24 protein-coding genes and 1 other RNA gene are annotated in these 25600 nt (G+C 68.6%); 19 read left to right on the top strand and 6 right to left on the bottom strand.

What is annotated here, in order from left to right:
• Nucleotides 1–7 precede the first annotated feature (7 nt).
• Entirely contained in the window at nucleotides 8–916 is a 909-nt protein-coding gene (locus OXS31_RS07335) for a LysR family transcriptional regulator (RefSeq protein ID WP_267398548.1), read from the bottom strand.
• A gap of 367 nt (nucleotides 917–1283) precedes the next feature.
• Here OXS31_RS07335 and OXS31_RS07330 point away from each other — a divergent pair, with 367 nt between their 5' ends.
• From OXS31_RS07330 to OXS31_RS07240, 19 genes are all read left to right on the top strand, one after another.
• A complete protein-coding gene (locus tag OXS31_RS07330) occupies nucleotides 1284–2447 on the top strand; it encodes an isovaleryl-CoA dehydrogenase (protein WP_007158524.1) in 1164 nt (387 codons plus the stop codon).
• 10 nt (nucleotides 2448–2457) lie between these two features.
• On the top strand, nucleotides 2458–4065 hold the full coding sequence (locus OXS31_RS07325; RefSeq protein ID WP_144953683.1) for a carboxyl transferase domain-containing protein: 1608 nt from the start codon (nucleotides 2458–2460) through the stop codon (nucleotides 4063–4065).
• Between the two features lie 3 nt (nucleotides 4066–4068).
• Complete coding sequence (locus tag OXS31_RS07320; protein WP_145247734.1) at nucleotides 4069–4869, top strand: enoyl-CoA hydratase-related protein; 801 nt, start codon at nucleotides 4069–4071, stop codon at nucleotides 4867–4869.
• Nucleotides 4866–6800 (top strand): acetyl/propionyl/methylcrotonyl-CoA carboxylase subunit alpha, encoded by a 1935-nt coding sequence (locus OXS31_RS07315; protein WP_267398540.1) that lies wholly within the window; start codon nucleotides 4866–4868, stop codon nucleotides 6798–6800. Before OXS31_RS07320 ends, OXS31_RS07315 begins: the two co-directional genes overlap by 4 nt.
• Nucleotides 6797–7711 carry a hydroxymethylglutaryl-CoA lyase gene (locus OXS31_RS07310; RefSeq protein ID WP_044342042.1) on the top strand — a complete coding sequence of 305 codons (915 nt, stop codon included), beginning with the start codon at nucleotides 6797–6799 and terminating at the stop codon, nucleotides 7709–7711. The genes OXS31_RS07315 and OXS31_RS07310 overlap by 4 nt, the downstream gene beginning before the upstream one ends.
• Nucleotides 7712–7790: 79 nt before the next feature.
• Nucleotides 7791–8825 carry a LacI family DNA-binding transcriptional regulator gene (locus OXS31_RS07305; protein WP_042133898.1) on the top strand — a complete coding sequence of 345 codons (1035 nt, stop codon included), beginning with the start codon at nucleotides 7791–7793 and terminating at the stop codon, nucleotides 8823–8825.
• Nucleotides 8826–8973: 148 nt separating this feature from the next.
• Complete coding sequence (locus OXS31_RS07300) at nucleotides 8974–10329, top strand: MFS transporter (protein WP_027602164.1); 1356 nt, start codon at nucleotides 8974–8976, stop codon at nucleotides 10327–10329.
• Nucleotides 10330–10347: 18 nt separating this feature from the next.
• Nucleotides 10348–11706 (top strand): glucarate dehydratase, encoded by a 1359-nt coding sequence (gene gudD / locus OXS31_RS07295; protein WP_267398535.1) that lies wholly within the window; start codon nucleotides 10348–10350, stop codon nucleotides 11704–11706.
• Between the two features lie 205 nt (nucleotides 11707–11911).
• The gene (locus OXS31_RS07290) at nucleotides 11912–12622 is read left to right on the top strand and encodes a YfdX family protein (protein ID WP_027599545.1); all 711 of its coding nucleotides are present in this window, start codon (nucleotides 11912–11914) and stop codon (nucleotides 12620–12622) included.
• A gap of 129 nt (nucleotides 12623–12751) precedes the next feature.
• Entirely contained in the window at nucleotides 12752–14428 is a 1677-nt protein-coding gene (gene mdcA / locus OXS31_RS07285; protein WP_267398533.1) for a malonate decarboxylase subunit alpha, read from the top strand.
• Nucleotides 14428–15285, top strand: coding sequence for a triphosphoribosyl-dephospho-CoA synthase (locus OXS31_RS07280; protein ID WP_267398532.1), 858 nt, complete (start codon nucleotides 14428–14430; stop codon nucleotides 15283–15285). Before mdcA ends, OXS31_RS07280 begins: the two co-directional genes overlap by 1 nt.
• A complete protein-coding gene (locus OXS31_RS07275) occupies nucleotides 15285–15599 on the top strand; it encodes a malonate decarboxylase subunit delta (protein ID WP_267398531.1) in 315 nt (104 codons plus the stop codon). The genes OXS31_RS07280 and OXS31_RS07275 overlap by 1 nt, the downstream gene beginning before the upstream one ends.
• Nucleotides 15592–16458, top strand: a complete 867-nt coding sequence (locus OXS31_RS07270; protein ID WP_267398529.1) for a biotin-independent malonate decarboxylase subunit beta — start codon at nucleotides 15592–15594, stop codon at nucleotides 16456–16458. Before OXS31_RS07275 ends, OXS31_RS07270 begins: the two co-directional genes overlap by 8 nt.
• Nucleotides 16455–17270, top strand: a complete 816-nt coding sequence (gene mdcE, locus OXS31_RS07265; RefSeq protein WP_077172720.1) for a biotin-independent malonate decarboxylase subunit gamma — start codon at nucleotides 16455–16457, stop codon at nucleotides 17268–17270. The genes OXS31_RS07270 and mdcE overlap by 4 nt, the downstream gene beginning before the upstream one ends.
• Nucleotides 17271–17284: 14 nt before the next feature.
• Nucleotides 17285–17905, top strand: a complete 621-nt coding sequence (locus OXS31_RS07260) for a malonate decarboxylase holo-ACP synthase (RefSeq protein ID WP_042134432.1) — start codon at nucleotides 17285–17287, stop codon at nucleotides 17903–17905.
• Nucleotides 17902–18837, top strand: a complete 936-nt coding sequence (mdcH, locus tag OXS31_RS07255; protein WP_042133882.1) for a malonate decarboxylase subunit epsilon — start codon at nucleotides 17902–17904, stop codon at nucleotides 18835–18837. The genes OXS31_RS07260 and mdcH overlap by 4 nt, the downstream gene beginning before the upstream one ends.
• Nucleotides 18838–19058: 221 nt before the next feature.
• Nucleotides 19059–19493 (top strand): malonate transporter subunit MadL, encoded by a 435-nt coding sequence (madL, locus tag OXS31_RS07250; RefSeq protein ID WP_042133880.1) that lies wholly within the window; start codon nucleotides 19059–19061, stop codon nucleotides 19491–19493.
• A 1-nt stretch (nucleotide 19494) separates the two neighbouring features.
• On the top strand, nucleotides 19495–20259 hold the full coding sequence (gene madM / locus OXS31_RS07245; protein WP_027602155.1) for a malonate transporter subunit MadM: 765 nt from the start codon (nucleotides 19495–19497) through the stop codon (nucleotides 20257–20259).
• 61 nt (nucleotides 20260–20320) lie between these two features.
• Nucleotides 20321–20412, top strand: a non-coding RNA gene (locus OXS31_RS07240) — sX9 sRNA.
• A gap of 3 nt (nucleotides 20413–20415) precedes the next feature.
• On the opposite strand, the gene OXS31_RS07235 is transcribed toward OXS31_RS07240, so the two are convergent.
• The 5 genes from OXS31_RS07235 to OXS31_RS07215 form a co-directional block, all read right to left on the bottom strand.
• Nucleotides 20416–21324: a LysR family transcriptional regulator gene (locus tag OXS31_RS07235; protein WP_144958867.1), complete on the bottom strand. Its 909-nt coding sequence runs from the start codon at nucleotides 21322–21324 to the stop codon at nucleotides 20416–20418.
• 135 nt (nucleotides 21325–21459) lie between these two features.
• The gene (locus OXS31_RS07230) at nucleotides 21460–22455 is read right to left on the bottom strand and encodes a transketolase family protein (RefSeq protein WP_007158546.1); all 996 of its coding nucleotides are present in this window, start codon (nucleotides 22453–22455) and stop codon (nucleotides 21460–21462) included.
• A complete protein-coding gene (locus OXS31_RS07225) occupies nucleotides 22455–23303 on the bottom strand; it encodes a transketolase (RefSeq protein WP_267398511.1) in 849 nt (282 codons plus the stop codon). Before OXS31_RS07225 ends, OXS31_RS07230 begins: the two co-directional genes overlap by 1 nt.
• A gap of 14 nt (nucleotides 23304–23317) precedes the next feature.
• Nucleotides 23318–24616 carry an MFS transporter gene (locus tag OXS31_RS07220; RefSeq protein ID WP_007158548.1) on the bottom strand — a complete coding sequence of 433 codons (1299 nt, stop codon included), beginning with the start codon at nucleotides 24614–24616 and terminating at the stop codon, nucleotides 23318–23320.
• A gap of 77 nt (nucleotides 24617–24693) precedes the next feature.
• Nucleotides 24694–25443: an SDR family NAD(P)-dependent oxidoreductase gene (locus OXS31_RS07215; RefSeq protein ID WP_027599557.1), complete on the bottom strand. Its 750-nt coding sequence runs from the start codon at nucleotides 25441–25443 to the stop codon at nucleotides 24694–24696.
• Nucleotides 25444–25600: the final 157 nt, after the last annotated feature.

Genomic DNA, 25600 nt, shown 5'->3' with positions numbered 1-25600 from the left:
TGCCCCGCTACCCCGCCGCCGACACCAGGAACTGCCGAAACGCCTGAGCGCCACTGCCCAGGCGTTCCTCGGGACTCCAGATCAGGCCCAGCTCCATGGGCGGGATGGCATCGGCCACCGGGCGGGCTTCCAGCTTGCGGCCTTCCAGCGACCAGCCGCGATAGAGCATGTCGGAGAGGATGGTCACGCCGAAGCCGTGGGCGACCAGGCCGCGCAGGGATTCCATGGACGAGGTCTTGAACACCACGTTGGGTTCCAGGCCTGCCGCGCGCCAATAGCGCAACGTGGAGGTCTCGCCTTCGTCCACCGTGGCAAGGATGTAGGGATAGGGGGCGATATCGGCCAGGGTGACGCGCTCCGGCGCCAGCAGCGGATGGGCGCTGGGCAGCCAGAGCTGACGCGGCGAGCGCATCAGCAGATGACGCTCGAAAGGCTGGGTGGCGTCGACGTTGGAGATGACGGTGAGGCCCAGCTCCAGGGTGCCGTCGGTGATGCCGGCTTCGATACTGGGTCGGTCCATGTCGCGCAGGTCGATGTCGATCTGCGGATAGCTGCGCTTGAAGCGCGCCAGCAGGGTCGGCAGGTAGTAGCCGAGCACCGCATAGGAGGCGCCGACGCGGGCCTGGCCGGTCAGCGCATGACTCTGGAACAGCGGCTGGCTGACGGCGTCCTGCAGGGTGTCGAGGATGTGCCGGGCATGGTGATAGAACTGGTGCCCCTCGGCGGTGAGCTTCACCCCATGGGGCAGGCGCTCGAACAACCGCACGGCGAGCTTCGCCTCCAGCTGACTGACCGCCGTGGTGACTGCGGACTGACTGACGTTGACCGCGCTGGCGGCCAGGGAAAACTGGCTGTTCTCGGCGGCGGCGACGAAGTAGCGCAGCTGCCGCATCGAGATGTCCTGGTGCAGTGCCATCTGATTTTCCAATACCTGGATTCTATTTTTATCGTTTCACGATAGCGCATTTCTCCTCCTAGACTCAGAGGCACAGGCGCGCCGCCTTCCTCTTGCGGTCGCCATGACAAGAACAATGAACAGGAGGACGGACCATGAGCGCCCTGGCGCCCGCGTTCCGCACCCGCGCGTCGAGCGCATCCTTGCCCAGCCGTCGGCGGCCCTGCCCGACGTCCTTGCGGCTATCGCTTTCGGGTAACGCCCGCGCCTGGCCGATGACACAGCCCCGCCCTGTCCCTTTCCGCTCCGCACCGTGCCTGGCGGCCGCCCTGCGCACGCCTGTTCGGCTGACCGCTCGCACCCGACAATCCCAACAACAGGTGACCCCATGAGCTACCCGAGTCTCAACTTCGCCCTGGGCGAGACCCTCGACCTGCTGCGCGATCAGGTGCGCACCCTGGTCGCCCGCGAGGTGGCGCCCCGCGCGGGCGAGATCGATGCCAGCAACAGCTTCCCCATGGATCTCTGGCGCACCTTCGGTGACCTGGGGCTGCTCGGCATCACCGTGGGCGAGGAATACGGCGGCGCAGGACTCGGCTACCTGGCCCATGCGGTGGCCATGGAAGAGATCAGCCGCGGCTCTGCTTCGGTGGCCCTGTCCTACGGCGCCCATTCCAATCTCTGCGTCAACCAGATCCATCGCAATGGCAGCGCCGCGCAGAAGGCCCGCTACCTGCCCGGACTGGTCAGCGGCGAGCACGTCGGCGCCCTGGCCATGAGCGAACCCAACGCCGGCTCGGACGTGGTCTCCATGAAGCTGCGCGCCGAACGCCGCGGCGATCGCTATGTGCTCAATGGCAGCAAGACCTGGATCACCAACGGCCCCGATGCCCACACCTATGTCATCTACGCCAAGACCGAACCGGAAAAGGCGGCCCATGGCATCACCGCCTTCATCGTCGAGCGTGACTGGAAGGGTTTCAGCCGTGGCAGCAAGTTCGACAAGCTGGGCATGCGCGGCTCCAACACCTGCGAGCTGTTCTTCGACGACGTGGAGGTGCCGGAGGACAACGTGCTGGGCCAGGTCAATGGCGGGGTCAAGGTGCTGATGAGCGGCCTGGACTACGAGCGGGTGGTCCTCGCCGGCGGCCCGGTGGGCATCATGCAGGCCTGCCTGGACGTGGTGCTGCCCTATGTCCACGACCGCAAGCAATTCGGCCAGAGCATCGGCGAATTCCAGCTGATCCAGGGCAAGGTGGCCGATCTCTACACCGGCCTCAACGCCAGCCGAGCCTATCTCTATGCCGTGGCCCAGGCCTGCGACCGCGGCGAGACCACCCGCAAGGACGCCGCCGGGGTGATCCTCTATACCGCCGAGAAGGCCACCCAGATGGCCCTGGAAGCCATCCAGATCCTCGGTGGCAACGGCTACATCAACGAATACCCCACCGGTCGCCTGCTACGCGACGCCAAGCTCTACGAGATCGGCGCCGGCACCAGCGAGATCCGCCGCATGCTGATCGGCCGCGAGCTGTTCAACGAAACCCGGTGAGGACGCCTTCATGACCGTGCTGACCTCCACGCTGAACCGGCGCACCCCGGACTACCAGCGCAACGCCGCGGCCATGGCCGAACAACTGGCCCGGCTCGACGGGCTGCTGGCGCGCATCCGCGAAGGCGGCGGGGCCAAGGCCCAGGCGCGCCATACCGCGCGCGGCAAGCTGCTCCCCCGCGCGCGCATCGATCTGTTGCTGGACCCAGGCTCGCCCTTCCTGGAAATCGGCGCCCTGGCCGCCCTCGACGTCTACGAGGAAGAGGTACCGGCCGCCGGGGTGGTGGCCGGCATCGGCCGCATCGAGGGCGTCGAGTGCATGATCATCGCCAACGACGCCACGGTGAAGGGCGGCTCCTACTATCCGCTCACGGTAAAGAAGCACCTGCGCGCCCAGGCCATCGCCCTGCAGAATCGCCTGCCCTGCCTCTATCTGGTGGATTCCGGCGGCGCCAACCTGCCGCGCCAGGAGGACGTCTTCCCCGACCGCGAGCACTTCGGGAGGATCTTCTTCAACCAGGCGACCATGAGCGCCCAGGGCATCCCGCAGATCGCCGTGGTGATGGGTTCCTGCACCGCCGGTGGCGCCTATGTGCCGGCCATGAGCGACGAGACCATCATGGTGCGCCAGCAGGCCACCATCTTTCTCGCCGGTCCGCCGCTGGTGAAGGCCGCCACCGGCGAGGTGGTCAGCGCCGAGGAACTGGGCGGCGCCGATGTCCATTGCCGGACCTCCGGCGTGGCCGATCACTACGCCGAAGACGATGCTCATGCCCTGGCCCTGGCCCGGCGCTGCATCGCCAACCTCAACTGGCGCAAGCTGGGCGACTTGCAACTGAAGACGCCTATCCCGCCCCTCTACCCGGCCGAGGAACTGCACGGTCTGGTGCCGGCCGATCCCAAGCAGCCGCTGGAGGTGCGCGAGGTGATCGCGCGGCTGGTGGACGGCAGCGTCTTCGATGAATTCAAGGCGCAATTCGGCACCACCCTGGTCTGTGGCTTCGCCCACCTGCACGGCCATCCGGTGGCCATCCTCGGCAACAACGGCATCCTCTTCGCCGAATCTGCGCAGAAAGGCGCGCACTTCATCGAACTGGCCTGCCAGCGCCGCATCCCGCTGCTGTTCCTGCAGAACATCACCGGCTTCATGGTAGGCAAGAAATACGAGGAAGGCGGCATCGCCAAGCACGGCGCCAAACTGGTCACCGCGGTGGCCTGCGCCCGGGTACCCAAATTCACCGTGATCATCGGCGGCAGCTTTGGCGCCGGCAACTACGGCATGTGCGGTCGCGCCTACGATCCACGCTTCCTGTGGATGTGGCCCAACGCGCGCATCGGCGTGATGGGTGCCGAGCAGGCGGCCGGGGTGCTGGTGCAGGTCAAGCGCGAGCAGGCCGAACGCGCCGGCGAGGCCTTCGACGATGAGGAAGCGGCGCGGATCAAGGCCCCCATCGTCGAGCAGTACGAGCGCCAGGCCCATGCCCACTATTCCAGCGCGCGGCTGTGGGACGACGGGGTGATAGACCCGGCCCAGACCCGCGAGGTCCTCGCCCTGGCCCTGTCGGCCAGCCTCAACGCCCCTCTCGAGCCGACGACCTTCGGCGTCTTCCGGATGTAGGCCATGACTGACTTCCACACCCTGGAACTGATCCGTGATCCACGCGGCTTCGCCACCCTCTGGCTCGATCGCCCGGATCGCCACAATGCCCTGGATGCGCAGCTGATCGCGGAGCTGGGCAGCGTGCTCGCCGAGATCGCCAGCGATCAAGCCCTGCGCTTTCTGCTCCTGCGCGGCCGCGGGCGGCACTTCTGCGCCGGCGCCGACCTCGCCTGGATGCAGGCCTCGGCCCGCCTGGACGCCGCCGCCAACCGCGCCGACACCGAGCGCCTGGCCGAGGTGATGTATCGCCTGCAGGCCTTGCCGATGCCGACCCTGGCGGTGGTCCAGGGCGCGGCCTTTGGCGGCGCGGTGGGCCTGGTCAGCTGCTGCGACCTGGCCCTGGCCGCCAGCGACGCCATCTTCTGCCTGTCGGAGGTGCGCATCGGCCTGGTGCCGGCGGTCATCGCGCCCTTCGTGACTCGCGCCCTGGGCGAGCGCATGGCGCGGCGCTACATGCTCGGCGCGGAGCGCTTTTCCGGCGAACGCGCCGCCGAACTGGGCCTGGTGGCCGAGACGGCGCCGGCTGCCGACCTGGACACCCTGGTCGAGGCCTGGATCGCCCGGCTGCTGGACAACGGGCCCCAGGCATTGCGCGCCTGCAAGCGGTTGCTGGACGGCGCTGGCGCGGGCGCACCCCCCGACGAGGTGCGCTCCTTCACCGAGGGCCTGATCGCCGAGGTACGCGTCACCCCCGAAGCCCAGGAAGGCCTGCAGGCCTTTCTGGAGAAACGTCGTCCCGCCTGGCAGGAGACCTCGCCATGACCTTCGACCGTCTGCTCGTCGCCAACCGCGGCGAGATCGCCTGCCGGGTGATGCGTACGGCCAAGGCCCTCGGCCTGGGTACCGTCGCCGTGCACAGCGCCATCGATGCCGACGCCCGCCATGTGCGCCAGGCCGATCAGGCAGTGGACCTGGGCGGGACCAAGCCGGCCGACAGCTATCTGCTGGGCGAGCGCATCATCGCCGCGGCCCTGGCCACCGGTGCCCAGGCGATCCATCCGGGCTACGGCTTCCTGTCCGAGAATGCCGCCTTCGCCGAGGCGGTGGCTGCGGCAGGGCTGGTCTTCGTCGGTCCTCCCGCCGCGGCGATCCGCGCCATGGGCAGCAAGTCCGCGGCCAAGGCGCTGATGACCGATGCCGGGGTGCCCCTGGTGCCGGGCTATCACGGCGAGGACCAGTCCCTGGCCACCTTTCGTGACGCCGCGGCGCGCATCGGCTATCCGGTCCTGCTCAAGGCCACCGCCGGCGGCGGCGGCAAGGGCATGAAGATCGTCGAGCGCGAAGCCGACCTGGCCGAGGGCCTCGCCTCGGCCCAGCGCGAAGCGCTCTCGGCCTTTGGCGATGCGCGGATGCTGGTGGAGAAATACGTGCTGCAACCGCGCCATGTGGAGATCCAGGTGTTCGCCGATGGGCACGGCCATTGCCTCTATCTCAACGAACGCGACTGCTCCATCCAGCGCCGCCACCAGAAGGTGATCGAGGAGGCGCCCGCGCCGGGTCTCACGCCCGAATTGCGCCGGGCCATGGGCGAGGCGGCGGTGCAGGCGGCCCAGGCCATCGGCTACGTCGGCGCCGGCACCGTGGAATTTTTGCTCGACGCCCGTGGCGACTTTTTCTTCATGGAGATGAACACCCGGTTGCAGGTGGAGCACCCGGTCACCGAGGCCATCACCGGCCTGGACCTGGTGGCCTGGCAACTGCGCGTGGCCGCGGGCGAACCCCTGCCCCTCACCCAGGCCCAGGTGCCCTTGCACGGCCATGCCATCGAGGTGCGCCTCTATGCCGAGGACACCGACCAGGGCTTCCTGCCGGCCTCGGGCACCCTGCAGCTCTATCGCGAGCCCGCGGCCGGTCCGGGGCGACGAGTGGACAGCGGCGTGGAGGAAGGTGACGAGGTGTCGCCCTTCTACGATCCCATGCTGGCCAAGCTGATCGCCTGGGGCGACAGCCGCGAACAGGCGCGCAAGCGGTTGCTGGCCATGCTCCAGGACACCGCGGTGGGCGGCTTCGCCACCAACCTCGCCTTCCTGCAGCGCCTGCTCGCCCATCCGGCCTTTGCCGCGGCGGAGTTGGACACCGGTTTCATCGAGCGGCATCAGGCGGCCTTGCTGCCCGCACCCGCAGAACTGCCGGAGGCCTTCTGGACCCTGGCGGGCCAGGCCTGGCTGGCGACGCTGCCCGCCGCTGCCGATCCCACGTCACCCTGGGCGTCCCGCCAGGGCTGGCGCCTGGGTGGACCACCGCACATCGCGCTGCGCCTGGCCTGTCGTGGCGAGGTGCGCAGCCTGAGCCTGGTCGACCCGCTGGCCGTCGCATTGAGCGGTGATCGGCTCCACTGGCAGGTGGACGGCGTTCGCCACAGCGCCCGCCTCCATCGCCGAGGGCCGACGCTGTTTGTCGAATGGCAGGACCGTTTCGAAGCCGTCATCTGGGCCGATCCGCTGGCCGAGGTCGCGCGCCAGGCGGATGCCGGTGGTCTTACCGCGCCGATGAACGCCAGTGTGGTAGCCGTCTCGGTGGCCGTCGGCGACGCCGTGGAAGCCGGGGCCCCGCTGGTGGTGCTGGAGGCGATGAAGATGGAGCACAGCATCCGCGCGCCCCGTGCGGGCGTGGTGGCGGCGCTGTTCTGTAGCCCGGGCGAGCTGGTGGCCGAGGGCGCCCCGCTGGTGGAACTGGAGGAGGTGGCACCATGAGCGATGCCCTGCCGTCCCGGGTGCGGCTGGTCGAGGTCGGACCCCGCGATGGCCTGCAGAACGAGCCCCAGGCGCTGGGCATCGCCGAGCGCATCCAGCTGTGCACGGCGCTGATCGCCAGTGGCATGCATCATCTGGAGGTGGGCAGCTTCGTCTCGCCACTCTGGGTGCCGCAGATGGCCGGGACCGCCGAGGTACTGGCAGGACTCGGCCGGCCCGAGGGCGTGGTGCGCTCGGTACTGGTGCCCAACCTGAAAGGTTTCGAAGCCGCCCTGGCGGCGGGGGTGGACGAAATCGCCGTGTTCGCCGCCGCCTCGGAGGGCTTCTCCCAGCGCAACATCAATTGCTCCATCGCCGAGAGCCTGGCGCGCTTCGTGCCCGTGGTCGAGGGCGCGCGGGCGGCGGGCATCCGGGTGCGCGGCTATGTGTCCTGCGTGCTGGGCTGCCCCTACGATGGCGAGGTCGCAACCGACCAGGTGGCGAGCGTGACCCGCGAACTGCTGGAGCTGGGCTGCGCCGAGGTCTCCCTGGGCGATACGATCGGCGTCGGCACCCCGGGTCGGACCCGGGCGCTCTGGCAGCGGCTGGGCCGGGAGGTGCCCCTTAGCCAACTGGCCGGGCATTTCCACGACACCTATGGCCAGGCCCTGGCCAACGTCTACGCCAGCCTGCTCGAAGGCGTCGCGGTGTTCGACAGCTCCGTCGCCGGGCTTGGCGGCTGTCCCTATGCCCAGGGCGCCAGCGGCAATGTCGCCAGCGAGGACCTGGTCTATCTGCTCGACGGCCTGGGCATAGCGTCCGGCGTCGACCTGAAGAGACTGGTCGAGGTCGGACAGAACGTTTCCGCCCTGCTCGGTCGCCCCAATCAATCGCGGGTCGGCCGCGCCCGGGCAACGCGAGCGGTCAACTAGCCGGGGCTCCGGCGGGCGCCCATGGCAACCGCCGAGGCTTGCTCTCATAATGGCGGCCTCTCTCATCCAAGGACCCGCTTTGGCCAGGAAGTCCCGACGCGAAATCGCCCAGCTCGATGGCACCACCGAGCTGCCCCTCACCGTGCGCGAGGTCGCCCTCGCCGCCGGGGTGTCGCCCATTACCGTGTCCCGGGCACTGCACCGCCCGAGCCTGGTGAGCGCCGCCACCCGCGAGCATGTCCTGGCCGTGGTCAAGGAACTGGGCTACGTGCCCAATCTGCTGGCCGGCAGCCTGGCCTCCAGCAAGAGCCGGCTGGTGGCCATCCTGCTGCCCACCATCGCCAATTCCATCTATGCCACCGTGGTGCAGGCGATCATGGATCGCCTCACCGCGGCGGGCTACCAGGCGCTGATCGGTCCGACCGGCTATTCGCCGGAAAAGGAAGAGGAACTGCTGGAAGCCATCCTCGGCCGCCGCCCCGATGGCATCGTCCTCACCGGCACCCTGCACACCCCGGCCAGTCGCGCGCGGCTGGCGGCGCTGAACATCCCGGTGGTGGAAGCCTGGGACCTGAGCGCCGAGGCCCTGGACATGCAGGTGGGCTTTTCCCACGAGCAGGTCGGCGTGGCCCTGGCGGAGCACTTCGTCGCCCGCGGCTATCGCCGCTTCGGGGTGATCTCGGTGGACGATCCTCGCGCCATGCGCCGCAACCTGGCTCTGCAGGCCCGCCTGGTCGAACTGGGCATCCCCGAATTGCCCATGGAAGTGCTGCCACTACCCGCCACCTGGGAAGTCGGCCGCATCGGCCTGGCGCGCCTGCTGGAACGCCCCGAGCCCCCGCAACTGGTGCTGTGCAGCTCCGACACCCTGGCCCTGGGTGTGGTCGCCGAAGCCAGCAGCCGCGGCCTGCGCATCCCCGAACAGCTGGCGGTGGTCGGCTTCGGCGATACCACCAACGGCCGCTTCGCCACCCCGGCGCTGTCCACGGTCAGCGTCAACGCCGATGCCATGGGCCAGCGTGTCGCCCAGGCGCTGCTCGACCGTCTCGCGGGCGATCAAACTGCGGTAAGCCTCGACACCGGTTTTGCCCTAATCGAGCGGCAGAGTTCCTAGCCACTTTTTTGCGCCCAGCCACAGATTTAGCAGTTGAATGATAGCGTTATCTGTTTAATGATAGCGCTATCGTTGTCAGACGACTTACAACCTAAGCCCGCTACACGATGTCAGCCCGCACACAAAAACAAACCAGTGGGAGCTCTCCATGCACGAAACCAAGCAGACGCGCGTCCGCTATCTGATCCTGTTCATGCTGTTCGTGGTGACCACGATCAACTATGCCGACCGCGCCACCATTTCCATCGCCGGCTCCGCCCTGCAAAAAGACCTCGGCATCAGTGCCGTCTCCCTCGGCTACATCTTCTCCGCCTTCGGCTGGGCCTATGTGCTCGGCCAGATCCCCGGCGGCTGGTTGCTCGATCGCTTCGGGTCGAAGAAGGTCTATGCGGCAAGCATCTTCACCTGGTCGGTGTTCACCATGCTGCAAGGCTACATCGGTGAATTCGGCATCGGCACCGCGGTGTTCCTGCTGTTCGCCCTGAGATTCATGGTCGGCCTGGCCGAAGCGCCCTCCTTCCCCGGCAACGCCCGCATCGTCGCCGCCTGGTTCCCCACCAAGGAGCGTGGTACTGCCTCGGCCATCTTCAACTCGGCGCAGTACTTCGCCACCGTGCTGTTCGCGCCGCTGATGGGCTGGATCGTCTACCACTTCGGCTGGCAGCACGTCTTCGTGGTGATGGGCGCCCTGGGCATCGCCTTCTCGGCGGTCTGGATGGCGGTGATCTACAGCCCCCGCGAACATCCCCGCGCCAACAGCGCCGAGGTCGAATACATCGCCAGCAATGGCGGCCTGGTCGACCTGGACACTCCCGGCAAGAAGAGCGAAGGTCCGAAGTGGAGCTACATCGGCCAGTTGCTGACCAATCGCATGATGGCCGGCATCTACCTGGGCCAGTTCTGCATCAACGCCCTCACCTACTTCTTCCTGACCTGGTTCCCCGTGTACCTGGTGCAGGAACGCGGCATGACCATCCTCAAGGCCGGCATCATCGCCTCCCTGCCGGCCATCTGCGGCTTCATCGGCGGCGTGCTCGGTGGGGTGATCTCCGACTGGCTGCTGCGTCGCGGCAGCAGCCTGAGCGTGGCGCGCAAGACCCCCATCGTCGCCGGCATGCTGCTGTCGATGAGCATGATCCTCTGCAACTACGTCGACGCCGACTGGATGGTGGTGGGCTTCATGGCCATGGCCTTCTTCGGCAAGGGCATCGGTGCCCTGGGCTGGGCGGTGGTCTCCGACACCTCGCCCAAGCAGATCGCCGGCCTCTCCGGTGGCCTGTTCAACACCATCGGCAACCTGTCCTCCATCACCACCCCGATCATCATCGGCTACATCATCGCCGCCACCGGTTCCTTCAAGATGGCCCTGGTGTTCGTCGGTGCCAATGCCCTGGTGGCCGCCATCAGTTACCTGTTCGTAGTCGGCGAGATCAAGCGCGTCGAGTTGCGCGGCGTGCCCACGCCGCCTGCCGAAGCCCCGCTCGCCGCTGAAACCTCTCGCTGATCGACAAGGAGCCCGACCATGACCCAATTCAACGCCACCCCCGCCCTGCACACCGGCACCCCGGTGGTCACCTCGCTGGAAGTCGTGCCCGTCGCCGGCCAGGACAGCATGCTGCTCAACCTGAGCGGCGCCCATGGCCCCTACTTCACCCGCAACGTGCTGATCCTCAAGGACAGCGCCGGCCGCACCGGCGTCGGCGAGGTGCCCGGCGGCGAGAGCATCCGCCAGACGCTGGAAGACGCCCGTCAATTCCTCATCGGCCAGCCGCTGGGGCAGTACCAGCGCATCCTCGGCCAGGTCCGCCAGGCCTTCGCCGGTCGCGATGCCAGCGGCCGTGGCTTGCAGACCTTCGACCTGCGCATCACCATCCACGCCGTCACCGCCCTGGAAGCCGCCCTGCTCGACCTGCTCGGCCAGCACCTGGAGGTGCCGGTGGCGGCCCTGCTCGGCGAAGGCCAGCAGCGCGACGCCGTTGAGATGCTCGGCTACCTGTTCTATGTCGGCGACCGCAGCAAGACCACCCTGGACTACCGCAGCGAAGCCGAGAGCGACGACGCCTGGTTTCGCGTGCGCAACGAGGAAGCCCTGACCCCCGAGACCGTGGTGCGCCTGGCCGAGGCGGCCTATGACCGCTACGGCTTCAAGGACTTCAAGCTCAAGGGCGGCGTACTCAGCGGCGACGCCGAGATCGAGGCGGTCACCGCCCTGGCCGAGCGCTTCCCCGAGGCGCGCGTGACCCTGGACCCCAATGGCGCCTGGTCGCTCAAGGAAGCCATCCGCCTGTGCCGCGACCAGCACCATGTGCTGGCCTATGCCGAGGATCCCTGTGGCGCCGAGAACGGCTATTCCGGACGCGAGGTGATGGCCGAATTCCGCCGCGCCACCGGCCTGCCCACCGCCACCAACATGATCGCCACCGACTGGCGCCAGATGGGTCACGCCATCCAGCTGCAATCGGTGGACATCCCCCTGGCCGATCCGCACTTCTGGACCATGCAGGGCTCGGTGCGGGTGGCGCAGATGTGCAACGACTGGGGCCTGACCTGGGGTTCGCACTCCAACAACCACTTCGACATCTCCCTGGCCATGTTCACCCACGTCGCCGCCGCGGCGCCGGGCAAGATCACTGCCATCGACACCCACTGGATCTGGCAGGACGGCCAGCGCCTGACCAGGCAACCGCTGGAGATCAAGGGCGGCCTGGTGGCGGTGCCGCAGCAGGGTGGCCTGGGCGTGGAGCTGGACCTGGACGCCCTGGCCCGCGCCCACGAGCTGTACAAGGCCAAGGGCCTCGGTGCGCGCGACGACGCCATGGCCATGCAATTCCTCTCGCCCAACTGGACCTTCGATAACAAGAAGCCCTGCCTGGTGCGCTAGGCCCTTCGGCCCGCCAACAGCGCCCGCTCCGGACTCTCCGGGGCGGGCGCTGTTTCCGTTCCAGCATCCGACACCTGGAACTACACCTACCGATAGCCTGCTAAGCGTTCGTTAAGCTCACCGGATGGACACTGACCCCAAGGTATCTCGCAACCCTGCCCGATACCCCCGCGGTTCCAGTTACTTTCGTATCCGGGAGAAGCACATGAACCTCAATCGTCGTATCGCCAAGAGCCTCCTCGTCCTGACCATCGCCTCGGTGTTTTCCACCGCCGCCCTGGCCGACACCCGACCCGACATCGCCACACAGCAGGTCGCCACCCTGCCGGCGATCTCCCAGCAGGGCCAGCAGGCCTTCATGGACGTGGTCGCCGCCCGCCAGGACCTCTTCGAGGCCCATGTCGATCAGGCCAAGCAGCACCTGGCCGCCGCCGAGAGCGCGCTGCAGACCGCCCAGACCGACAAGACCGCCTACCTCAAGTCGGCCAGGGACCTGCGCGGTCAGGACGGCAAACTCATGCAGGTCTCCGCGCAGGACGCCAAGGCCACGTCCTGGCTGCCGATCTGGAGCGGCATGGCGCTGCGTGACGACTATGTCGCCACCCCGGCCAAGAACCAGGCCGTGGTCCAGGCCAACGAGAAGATCCAGCAGGGCGATACTAAGGCCGCCGGCGAGATCCTCAAGGTGGCCGGCGTCGACGTCGACTACTCCACCGCCGTGCTGCCGGCCCAGGAAACCCTGGACCTGGTGCACCGGGCCAATCAGGAGCTGGGCCACGAGCAATACTGGCAGGCCAACCTGACGCTCAAGCAGGTGCAGAACAGCCTGAGATATGACAACGCCAACGTCGACGTGACCCCCACCGGCTGGTTCTCCAAGACCACCACGGTGTTCACTCCGGTCGACAAGACCTGAGCCGGTCGCGGCGGCCTGATGCAGGCGGGATCGTTAACTTCAGCGTAACGATTCCGCCTTCAGGTTGATTGAACGCCAGGGAGGCGAGGTCTAGGGTGACTCCACGACAGGTGATTCGTGGAGACTCCAATGACAACGACATCCCACCCACCGGCTCGGATCGCCAGGCGCCGCGGTGACAAGCAGCAGCGCCTGGACCGGGTGGCCGCGCTGGCCGATGGCAAGGTGCTGCCCACCGCATCCATCGTCGCGGCCCTGGAACAGCTGCTCGCCCCCGGCGACCGGGTGGTGCTGGAAGGCAACAACCAGAAGCAGGCCGATTTCCTCTCTCGCAGTCTCGCCCAGGTCGATCCGGCCCGGCTGCATGACCTGCACATGATCATGCCCAGCGTCGGTCGCGCCGAGCACCTGGATCTCTTCGAACGCGGCATCGCCCGCAAGCTGGACTTCTCCTTTGCCGGCACCCAGAGCCTGAGGATCAGCCAGCTGCTGGAAGACGGGCTGCTGGAAGTGGGCGCCATCCACACCTACATCGAACTCTATGCCCGGCTGCTGGTGGACCTCATCCCCAAGGTGGTGCTCAGTGCCGGCTTCATGGCCGACCGCGCCGGCAACATCTATACCGGCCCCAGCACCGAGGACAGCCCGGCGCTGATCGAGCCGGCGGCCTTCAGCGACGGCATCGTCATCGTCCAGGTCAACCAGCTGGTGGACGACGTGTCCGAGTTGCCGCGGGTCGACATCCCCGCGGACTGGGTGGATTTCGTGGTGGTGGCCGACCGGCCCTTCTATATCGAACCCCTGTTCACCCGCGATCCGCGCCATATCAAGCCGGTGCACGTGCTCATGGCGATGATGGCCATCCGCGGCATCTACGAGCGCCACCAGGTGCAGTCGCTCAACCACGGCATCGGTTTCAACACCGCGGCCATCGAACTGATCCTGCCCACCTACGGCGAGCGCCTGGGACTCAAGGGCAAGATCTGCCGGCACTGGACGCTCAATCCCCACCCCACGCTGATCCCGGCCATCGAGAGCGGCTGGGTGGAAAGCGTGCACTGCTTCGGCACCGAGCTGGGCATGGAGGGCTACATCGCCCAGCGTCCGGATGTCTTCTTTACCGGTCGCGACGGCTCGCTGCGATCCAACCGCCTGCTCTGCCAGCTGGCTGGTCAGTACGCCGTCGACCTCTTCATCGGCGCCACCCTACAGGTGGACGGCGACGGCCATTCCTCCACCGTGACCCGCGGGCGCCTGGCCGGCTTTGGCGGCGCGCCCAACATGGGTCATGACCCGCGCGGCCGCCGCCATCCCACCCCGGCCTGGCTGGACATGCGCCAGCAGACCGGCGACGGCGCCCCGGCGCTGCTGGAACGCGGCAAGAAGCTGGTGGTGCAGATGGTCGAGACCTTTCAGGAAGGCGGCAAACCCACCTTCGTCGACACCCTGGATGCCGTGGAGGTGGCGCGCAAGAGCGGCATGCCGCTGGCGCCCATCATGGTCTATGGCGATGACGTCACCCATCTGCTCACCGAGGAAGGCATCGCCTATCTCTACCGCGCCCGTTCACTGGAGGAGCGCCGGGCGATGATCGCCGCCGTGGCCGGGGTCACCACCATCGGCCTGCGCAGCGATCCGGCCGAGGCCCGGCGGCTGCGCCAGGAGGGCCTGGTGGCCCTGCCCGAGGACCTCGGCATCCGCCGCACCGACGCCAGTCGCGAATTGCTCGCCGCCAAGAGCATCGGCGAACTGGTGGAATGGTCCGGCGGCCTCTATCAACCCCCGGCCAAATTCAGGAGCTGGTGATGCCCGCCCTCGCCCGTCTTGCCCCGTCTCCCGCCGAACGCCTGGCCGACCTGGCCGTGATGGCCCTGGTCGACGAAGCCGAACTCTCACCCAAGCCGGCCCTGGTGGATCGTCGCGGCCAGGGCGCCCACCAGGACCTCAGCCTTGGCCTGATGCTGACCTCCGCCCAGGCCCTGCGGCCCTGCTTCCAGGCCATGGCCGAAGCCGCCGAGCTGGGGCTGCCCGCGGCCGACCTGCGCCGCCTGATCGGCCGCCTGGGTCGCGATGGCGAAGCCGCGATGCTGAGCGTGACCGGTGGCGTCAACACCCATCGCGGCGCCATCTGGGCGCTGGGGCTGCTGGTGACGGCGGCCGTGCATGGGCGTCCTGGCTCTGCTGAGGCCCTGTGCCTTGCGGCAGGTCGCCTGGCTAGCCTCCCGGATCCTGATGCTCCCCGCACTCTGCCGAGCCATGGCCAGCGTGTCGCCCAGCGCTATGGCGTCGGCGGCGCCCGGGCCGAGGCGGCCGCCGGCTTTCCCGCCATCCACCAGCGCGGCCTGCCGCAACTGCGCGCCAGCCGCCAGGCGGGCGCCGGCGAGCAGAGCGCCCGCCTGGATGCCCTGCTGGCGATCATGACCCGGCTGGACGACACCTGCGTGCTGCACCGCGGCGGCCCCGTGGCCCTGGCGACCATGCAACAGGGCGCCCAGGCGGTGCTGGACGCCGGTGGCAGCGCCAGTCTGGCCGGCCGCCGCCAGCTGCTGGTCCTGGACCGGGAGCTGCTGGCCGCCAATGCCTCGCCCGGTGGGGCCGCCGATCTGCTGGCCGCCACCCTTCTCGTCGATCGCCTGGAGCCACGGCTCCCTGGAGACCTCTGATGGAACATTTCAGCTGCAGCTATCCGGCCAGCCAGCGCCGCCGGGGTCGGGCCCTGGTGGGTTGCGTCGGCTCGGGGGACCTGGAGGTCCTGCTCGAACCCGCCAACGCCGACTTCACCCTCAGGGTGACCACCTCGGTCAATGGCAGCGAACCGCGCTGGCGCGCCCTCTTCGACCGGCTGTTCGCCGCCCGTGACGACCTGCCGGCCCTGACCCTGGACATCCACGACTTCGGCGCCACCCCCGGCGTGGTGCGCCTGCGCCTGGAGCAAGGTCTGGAAACCCTCGACCTGGAGGAAGCCGCCCATGCCTGAAGCCACCCTTCCCGACGTGCAGGAATTGCTGCACAGCCGCAGCTTCGTCGAACTCGGTGCCCGCGAACGGGCGCGCACGGTGCTCGACGCCGGTAGCTTTCGCGAGTTGGTCGGGCCCTTCGAGCGGCTGATGTCGCCCTGGCTGCCCAGGCAGGGCATCGTCTGCCAGGCCGATGACGGCGTGGTGGTGGCCAAGGGGCTGATCGACGGCCAGCCGGCGGTGGTCTGCGCCATCGAAGGTGCCTTCCAGGGCGGCAGCATGGGCGAAGTGGGCGGCGCCAAGATCGCCGGGGCGCTGGAATTGGCGCTGGAAGACAACCTCTCCGGCACCCCGACCCGCGCCGTGCTGCTGCTGGAAACCGGCGGTGTACGGCTGCAGGAAGCCAACCTGGGGCTGGCGGCCATCGCCGAGATCCAGGCGGCCATCGTCGCCTTGCGCAGCCACCAGCCGGTGATCGGTGTCATCGCCGGCAGCGTCGGCTGCTTTGGTGGCATGTCCATCGCCGCGGGGCTGTGCAGTCAGCTGATCGTCACCCGCGAGGCCCGCCTGGGCCTCAACGGGCCCCAGGTGATCGAGCAGGAAGCCGGGATCGAGGAATACGATTCCCGCGACCGCCCCTTCATCTGGAGCCTGACCGGCGGCGAGCAACGGGTCGCCACAGGCCTGGCCGATGTCTTCGTCGCCGACGACAGCGCCGCCGTGACCGCCGCCATCCGCCAGGGCTTCACCCGGGGCGTTGCCGGCGCCTTGCGCAGCCAGCAGGCCGAACACTATCTGACGCGTCTTGCCGATCTCGACACCCGTCCCCAAGCGGACGCCGCCGCGGTCCGTGACCTCTATGCCGGAGACCAGCCATGAGCACCCAGCCTTCGCAACGCGGCCTGACCTGGTTCCAGGCCCTGGCCGGTCAGGGCGAGGCCGTCAACGGCCTGCCCGCCTCCCTGCGCGTCGCCGACCTCGAACTGGCCGGACGCCCCGCGCGCTGGCTGGCGGTGGTAGCGGATGCCGGCAATCCCTTTCCCCGCGCCCGCCAGGGCGAGGTAGGCCTGCTGGAGGGCTGGGGCCTGGCCCGGGCCATCCAGCAGGCCATCGCCGAAGATCGTGACGCCGCGGTGAAACGCACCCTGATCGCCCTGGTGGACGTCCCCAGCCAGGCCTATGGGCGCCGCGAGGAAGCCTTTGGCATCCACCAGGCCCTGGCCGGGGCCGCCGGGGCTTATGCCGAGGCGCGTCTGGCCGGGCATCCGGTGCTGGGCCTGCTGGTGGGCAAGGCCATGTCCGGCGGCTTTCTCGCCCATGGCTACCAGGCCAATCGCCTGCTGGCCCTGCGCGATCCCCAGGTGCAGGTGCATGCCATGGGCAAGGCCTCGGCGGCGCGGGTCACCCTGCGTAGCGTCGAGGAGTTGGAACGCCTGGCGGCCGACATTCCACCCATGGCCTATGATCTGGACAGCTATGCCTCCCTGGGCCTGCTCTGGCGCCAGCTGGAAGTGGCTCAGCCCGACCAGCCCTCGGCCGAAGCTGTGCAGCAGGTGCGCCAGGCCCTGGCCGACGCCCAGGCGGATGTCCTGGCCAGCGGAGCCACCGATCTCAGGCTGCGGCTGGATGGCGCCAATCGCGCGGCCTCTCGCGAGGTGCGCGAACGCCTGCGGGCAGGATGGAACGCGTGATGAGCGGGCGGTCGATGGGAGCCCAATACAGACCCCACGACCTGCTCTGGGGCCTGACGCCGGATGGCCTCCCGCCGGAAGCCCCGGCCTGGGCGGTAGAGGTTGTCCAGGCCGGCCTGCCGGTGGTGGTCCGGCGGGCTGCACCCGAGGCTGACCGCATTCCGGTCGGCCTGCGCGGCACCACCCGCGCCGAACGGATGGCGGCCTGGCTGGAGCCGGCTGCCGTGAGACGCCAGCTCTCACCCGAGGCCCTGAGAGTCTCCAGTGATTGCCGTGACCTGCCCGTCTTCTCGACCCTGGCCTTTATCGAACCGCTATTGGATGACCTGGGGCTGCCCTGGGGACCCACCGGCGCCGCGGGTTATGAATTGGCCTCCGGCTGGCCGGCGCTGCACGCCGGGAGCGATCTGGATCTGCTGATCCGCTGCGCAACCCCGCTGTCGCGCGACCAGGCCCGGGCCTTGCTGACGTCCCTGCAGGGGCAAGCGCTTTGTCGTCTGGACATCCTGCTGGAAACTCCGCTCGGCGGCGTGGCCCTGGCCGATTGGGCCGGAAACGCCCCACGCGTGCTGCTCAAGACCACTGCCGGCCCCCGGCTGGTAGGCGATCCCTGGCCGGAGGCGCATGCCGCATGAGTACCCTCTTCCAGTTTCCCGGCCAGGGCGCCCAGCGGCCCGACATGCTGCACGCTCTGCCCGACGACGCCGAGATCCGGCGGACGCTGGCGGAAGCCGCCGAGGTGCTGGACACCGACCCCCTGAGCCTGGACTCTGCCCAGACCCTGGAACACACCCGCGCCGTGCAGCTCTGCCTGCTGATCGCCGGCGTCGCCACGGCGCGCCTGCTCTTGAGTCGCGGCCCGGTGCCGCAACTGGTGGCCGGGCTGTCCATCGGCGCCTATGCCGCCGCGGTGGTGGCCGAGGCCCTGGACTTTGCCGACTCCCTGCGCCTGGTAGCACGGCGCGGCGAGCTGATGCAGGCGGCCTACCCGTCGGGCTACGGCATGCTGGCGATCCTCGGCCTGGGGCGCGGCGCGGTCGAGAAGCTGGTCTCTGACCACCAGCGTCCTGACGCGCCGTTGTACCTGGCCAATGCCAATGCCGAGCAGCAATACGTGGTGGCGGGGAGCGACGCGGGCTTGGCCGTGCTGGCCGAGGCGGCGCGCACCGAGGGCGCGGCGGCAGCCAAGCGCCTGGCCATGAGCGTGCCGTCCCACTGCCCGCTGCTGGCGGAGGCCGCTGTGACCCTGGACGAGGCGTTCGCCGGCGTCGAGCTGCGCGCGCCGCGACTGGCCTATCTGAGCGGTACTTCGGCACGGCGGCTGGTGCGCGCCGAACAGCTGCGCGACGACCTTGCCTTCAACATGGCGCGGCCCATCGAATGGCACGCCACCCTGGAAGCCGCCCGCGAGCGCGGCGTGCGCCTGGCCATTGAGCTGGCGCCGGGCAGCGTGCTCACCCAGCTGGCCAGGCGCGTGCTGCCCGCCAGCGGTGTTCTGGCCTGGCAGGATACCCACCCCGATACCCTGGACGCGCTGCGGCGCGAGGAGGCGGCGCGACTGGACTGAGCATTCGCACGAGTCGGCCGCCCTCACCCCGGCCCTCTCCCTGAGGGAGAGGGGTAAGAGCGGGCGCCGTGCCAGGCTTACACCCAACCTACAGGAACAACGGAGACCTTCAGACAGGGCGGCTGCCCTCACCCCAGCCCTCTCCCTCAGGGAGAGGGGGCAAGAGCGGGAGCGCTGCCCCAGGCTTCACCCCACCCCAAGCACAACCGAGGACAACAACAATGATCATCTACGGTGTAGCGCTCCTGGCCGTCTGCATGCTTGCAGGCGTCATCATCGGCGACTTCCTGGGCGTCCTGCTCGGGGTCAAGTCCAATGTCGGCGGGGTGGGCATCGCCATGCTCCTGCTGATCTGCGCCCGGCTCTACATGGAGCGGCATGGCGGCATGAGCAAGGAATGCGAATTCGGCGTCGGCTTCTGGGGCGCGCTGTACATCCCGGTGGTGGTGGCCATGGCGGCCCAGCAGAACGTGGTCACCGCCCTGCACGGCGGACCGGTGGCGGTGCTGGCTGCCGTGGGCGCCGTGGGGATCTGCGGCTTGACCATCGCCCTGATCAGCCGCAGCCATCGCGGCGAACCGCTACCGCCCTTGCCGGACGCCGCCGTGGCCCCCGCATCAGCGGTCGCCCATCCCGCACCGGTCGGAGGTCGCTAGGATGAACGACATCGTCACCAAAGCCCTGCAACACAACGGCCTGGTTGCCGCGTTCGCGCTGATCGGCCTGATCATGTGGATCTCGGTGATCCTTTCGCGCCGACTGACCTTTGGCCGGGTGCACGGCTCGGCCATCGCCATCGTCATCGGCCTGGTACTGGCCTGGGTCGGCGGGACCGTCACCGGCGGCCAGAAGGGCCTGGCCGACCTCGCGCTGTTTTCCGGTATCGGCCTGATGGGCGGCGCCATGCTGCGCGACTTCGCCATCGTCGCCACCGCCTTCGAGGTCCAGGCCACCGAGGCGCGCAAGGCCGGAATGATCGGCGCCGTGGCCCTGCTGCTCGGCACCGTGCTGCCCTTCATCGTCGGCGCCGCCGTGGCCTGGGCCTTCGGCTACCGCGACGCGGTGAGCATGACCACCATAGGCGCGGGCGCGGTGACCTACATCGTCGGCCCGGTGACCGGCGCCGCCCTGGGCGCCAGCTCCGACGTCATGGCGCTGTCCATCGCCACCGGCCTGATCAAGGCGATCATCGTCATGGTGGCGACGCCCGCGTCGGCGCGGCTGCTGGCGCTGGACAACCCGCGCTCGGCGATGGTCTTCGGCGGTCTGGCCGGCACCGTCAGCGGCGTCACCGCGGGGCTCGCCGCCACCGACCGCCGCCTGGTGCCCTATGGCGCCCTCACCGCCACCTTCCACACGGGTCTGGGCTGCCTGTTGGGGCCGTCGCTGCTGTTCTTCTGCGTGCGGGCGCTGGTGGGCTAAGAGCAACTGGTAAACCTGCTGCGCGTCCGCCAGACGGGCGCGTGCAGTGCTCGGAATCCTCATGTACCGCTCGTACACTCGTGCGCGAGCCCGGTCCGCTTCCTGCGCACCGCGCGCACCCGCCTGACAGCCGCTCGCTACGCTTTACTAGCCGCTCTAAGAACGCGCGTACATCCGGCATTCGGCGACGAAGGCCAGCAGATTGGGATCGCGCTCGCGGCTGCGCAGGAAGACCGCGCCGATGCGCTGCTGCAGCCGGTAGCGCGGGGCCAGGGGCAGCAGCTTGAGGCGGTTCTGGTAGACCGCCTCGACCCGCCCGGGCAGCAGGGCGTAGCCCACCCCTGAGCTGACCATGCTCATCAGCGAGAAGATGTCGTTGACCTGCATGATCACCTCCGGCTCGAAGCCGGCCTGGGCGAACACCTGGCGGCCGTCGCGAAAGGTGGCGAAGCCCTGGGTCAGGGTCACGAAGGGCACCCCGGCGAGATCGCGCAGGTCCACCTCGGCCTGGTCGGCGAAGGGCGAGTCGCTGGGCGCGGCCAGGAAGATGTCGTCGCTGAACAGCTCGACGCTCTCGCAATCGGCATCCACCACGGCGTCGTCCAGGGCCACCAGCATGGCGTCCAGCTTGAAGTCGTGCAGCTGCTCGGCGAGATCGGCGTTGGAGCCCAGCACCAGGTCGATGTTGAGTTCGCTGCGCCTGAGCTTGAGGCCCATGATCAGTTGGGGCACGGTCTTGACCGTCAGCGAATAGAGCGCCCCCAGGCGAAAGCGATCGGCGGAAAAACCCGCCGCCTGCCGGGTGAGCCGCACCGTCTCCGCCAGGTCCTGCAGCAGTCGCTCGGCGCGCGCCTCCAGCACGAAGGCGCCGTCCAGCGGCGTCAGGGTACGCCCCTCGTGCTTGAACAGCGGACAGCGCAGGGCGTTCTCCAGCGAATGGATGGCGCGGTGCACGCTGACATGGCTGGTGCCCAGCTCGGCGGCGGCCCGCGCCAGGTTGCGACTGCGCATGAAGGCCAGAAAGATCTCCAGCTTGCGCAGGGTGAGGTCATCGGTATCGGACATGGCGGCCAGCGGGCGATGAGAGACAGCTGATCACCTTGCCCGGATGGGCGGGCGGCGTCGAGTCTTCGAATCGCCCTGGCGGCGCCTGGCTTCCTCAGTGCACTCCCTGAGGTAACCAGGCGCCCTCTCCCCGCCCTACAACCAACCCTTGATCTGCTGGCAGACCGCCGTGGTGGAGATGCCGTAGCGGTCGTGCAAGGTCGGCAGCGCCCCGGCGTCGAGGAAGGCGTCGGGCAGCGCGATCTGGCGGAAGGTGGGCGTCACGCCGTTGCGCAACAGGGTGGTCGCGACGGCCTCGCCCAGGCCACCGATCAGCGAATGGTTCTCCGCCGCCACCACCAGCCGCCCCGGCTTGCGGGCTTCCGCCAGGAGGGTGGCTTCGTCCAGTGGCTTGATGGTCGGTACGTGCAGCACCGAGACGTCCACGCCATCCGCGGCCAGGGCCTCGGCGGCCTCCAGGGCGCGCATGGTCATCAGGCCGGTGGACACCACCAGCACGTCGCGTCCGGGGCGCACCACCTGGGCCTTGCCGAGCTGGAAGCGGTAGTCGTAGCGATCCAGCACCAGGGGCACGTTGCCGCGCAGCAGGCGCATATAGACCGGCCCCTGGTGGGCGGCGATGGCCGGCACCGCCTGCTCGATCTCCAGGGCATCGCAGGGGTCGATCACCATGAGGTTGGGCATGGCGCGAAAGATCGCCAGGTCGTCGGTGGCCTGGTGGCTGGGGCCGTAGCCGGTGGTCAGCCCGGGCAGGCCGCAGACGATCTTGACGTTGAGATTCTCCTCGGCGATGGCCATGCAGATGAAGTCGTAGGCGCGTCGCGAGGCGAACACCGCATAGGTGGTGGCGAAGGGCACGCAGCCTTCGCGGGCCATACCGGCGGCGGCGCTCATCAGCAGCTGCTCGGCCATGCCCATCTGGTAGAAGCGCTCGGGATGGGCCTTGGCGAAGATGTGCAGGTCGGTGTACTTGGCGAGGTCGGCGGTGAGGCCGACGATGTCCTGGCGCTGCTCGGCCAGGGCCGCCAGGGCATGGCCGAACGGTGCTGGTCGGGTCGGCTGGCCCTCGGCGGCGATGCTGGCGATCATCGCCGAGGTGGTCAGGCGTGGCTTGGTGGCGGTGGTAGTCATCAGAAGTCCCTCCCGGCATCCAGGGCGTCGAGGGCCAGGGCCCATTCGTGCGCCTCGACGCGGATGAAGTGAGTCTTGTCGCGGGTTTCCAGGAAGGGCACGCCCTTGCCCATGCGGGTATCGCAGAGAATGATCCGGGGCTGCGCGCCCGGGTGCTGGCGAGCCCGGTCGAAGGCGGCGACCAGCGCCTCGCGGTCGTTGCCGTCGACGCGCTGGACGAACCAGCCGAAGGCCTGCCAGCGCTCGGCGAGGGGCTCGAACGCCAGGATCTCGCGGCAGTGGCCGTCGGCCTGCTGGTTGTTCACGTCCACCAGGGCGATGAGATTGTCCAGTTGCCAGTGGGAAGCCGACATGGCCGCTTCCCAGGTGGCGCCTTCGTTGAGTTCGCCATCGGACAGCAGGTTGTAGACGAAGGATTTCGACTGCTTGCGCTTGAGGCCGAGGCAGGCGCCCACGGCGATGCCCAGGCCCTGGCCGAGGGAACCGCCGGTGATCTCCATGCCGGGGGTGTAGGCAGCCATGCCCGACATGGGCAGGCGGCTGTCGTCGCAGCCATAGGTCTCCAGTTCTTCCTGCGGCACGATTCCGGCCTCGATCAGCGCGGCATAGAGGGCGATGGCGTAATGGCCGATGGACAGGTAGAAGCGATCGCGCCCTTCCCATTCGGGCTCCTGGGGCTGGTAGCTCAGGGCATGGAAGTAGGCGACCGCCAGGACATCGGCGACGCCCAGGGCCTGGCCGACATAACCCTGGCCCTGGATCTGGCCCATGCGCAGGGCATGGCGGCGGATGTTGTGGGCGCGCTCGGCCAGCGAGAGCGTTGCGGGTTGTGGCGAAGAAGCGGTCATGATCTGTACCTCGATTAGCGATTGACCAGGGCGGCGGGAATGCGCAGGACCAGCGTGGCGCCGATCACCAGCACCCCGGTGATGAGGAACATGCCGATGGCGCTGGAGCCGGTGCTGGTGGTGATCCAGCCGATCAGGTAGGGCGAGCAGAAGCCGGCCAGGTTGGCGAAGCTGTTCACCGCGGCGATGCCGGCGGCGGCGGTGACCCCGCCCAGCAGCGTGGTGGGCAGCATCCAGAACAGCGAGGACGCGGAGAGGATGCCGGCCGCTGCCAGGCACAGGCTGAGGATCGACAGGGTGACGTTGTGGCCGAACACCGCCGCGAGGCTTAGGCCGCAGGCGCCCAGCAGCATGGGAATCACCAGGTGCCAGCGGCGCTCGCGGTGCCGGTCGCCACTGCGCCCGGCCAGCAGCATGGCGACGATGGCGCACATATAGGGCAGGCTGGTGAGCAGGCCGATGTGCAGCGGATCGGCGACCCCCGAATTGCGCACCAGGGTCGGCAGCCAGAAGGTGATGGCGTACTGGCCCATGACCACGCAGAAGTAGATGGCGGCCAGCAGCCACAGCCGGCGATCACGGATGAAGTCGCGCACGCTGGCGTGCTCGGTCTTGTGCTGGTTGTCCTCGGCCAGTTCCTTCTGGATCAGCGCCTTTTCCTCGTCGTCCAGCCAGGTCGCCTGGTGCACGCCATCCTTGAGATAGCCGAGCACCATCAGCCCCACCACCACCGTGGGGATGGCTTCGATGACGAACATCCACTGCCAGCCGGCCCAGCCGTGGACCCCGGCGAACTGATTCATGATCCAGCCCGACAGCGGTCCGCCGATCATGCCCGACAGCGGAATGGCGACGAACCAGAGCACCGTCATGCGGGCGCGGCGGTAGGAAGGAAACCAGTAGGTGAGATAGAGCAGCAGGCCCGGCGCCAGGCCGGCCTCGGCCACGCCGAGCAGGAAGCGCAGCAGGTAGAACTGCCAGGCCGTCTCGACGAAGGCGAACATCCCGGAAAGGATGCCCCAGGTGATCATGATGCGGGCGATCCAGCGGCGGGCGCCGACCTTGTGCAGGATGATGTTGCTGGGCACCTCGCAGAGAAAATAGCCGAGGAAGAACATGCCGGCGCCGAGGCCGTAGACGGCTTCGCTCAGGGCCAGGTCGTTCATCATCTGCAGCTTGGCGAAGCCGACGTTGACCCGGTCCAGATAGGCGCAGAAGTAGCACAGCATCAGGAAGGGCATCAGCCGCCAGGCGGTCTTGCGATAGGCGTTGGCGCGCGCCGAGGTGGCCGCTGCCAGGGTGAGCGTAGTCATGGTCTGATCTCTTGTTGTTATGGACGCCGCAGACGCGGCGCCCTTGTCGATGCAGAGCGTTGAAAACGAGGGGGCGATCAGTGGATCAGCATGCCGCCGTTGACGTCCAGGGTGACGCCGGTCAGGTAGCCGGAGAGATCGCTGGCCAGGAACAGCGCGGCATTGGCCACGTCCCTGGGCTCGCCCAGGCGACCCAGGGGGATGCCGTCGATGATCGACTGGCGGCGCTCGTCGTGCATCAGCCCGCCGGTGATATCGGTCTGGATCAGGCCGGGGGTCAGGGCATTCACGCGGATGCCGTCCGGTCCGAATTCCCGCGCCATGGCCCTGGTCAGGCCCAGCACCCCGGCCTTGGCGGCGCTGTAGTGCGGACCGCCGAAGATGCCGCCGCCGCGCTGGGCGGACACCGAGGACAGGCAGACGATGCTGCCACCGCCCTGCTCGCGCATGGCCGGGATCACCGCCTGGGACATCAGCAGGGTGCCGCGCAGGTTGACGTCGAGGATGCGGTCGTAGTCGGCGCGGCCGATCTCCAGGGTCTTCACCGGCTGGGTGATGCCGGCGTTGTTGACCAGCACGTCGAGGCGACCGTAGTGGGCGAGCGCCTGGTCGACCGCGGCCCTGACCTGGGCCTCGTCGGCCACGTTGGCCGCCAGGCCCAGGTGGCCTTCGCCAAGGCTGGCGGCGGCATCCCGCGCGGCGCTGGCATCGAGGTCGAGGATGATGACCCGCGCGCCCTGGGCGGCGAAGGCCTGGGCCGTGGCTCGACCGATGCCGCGCGCGGAGGCGGCGCCGGTGACGAGGGCGATCTTGTCTTGCAGCAGCAGGGAATGCAGGGGCATGACGCTATCCTTCTTGTTGTTGAGGAGGGCTTTCGCTGAGGGCCAGAGTGCCCCCCGCCCCAGGGCCCCAGCAACGCAGCCTGCGTCAGACCGTGCTGAATAAAATTCATGCCTGCGGCTTGGCAGTCGGGTCTTACCACCT

This window comes from Pseudomonas sp. GM_Psu_1 (genome assembly GCF_026544185.1).
Taxonomy (GTDB): domain Bacteria; phylum Pseudomonadota; class Gammaproteobacteria; order Pseudomonadales; family Pseudomonadaceae; genus Chryseomonas; species Chryseomonas oryzihabitans.
The sequence above is the reverse complement of the archived record's forward strand: the minus strand, read 5'-3'. Positions and strand labels throughout refer to the sequence as shown.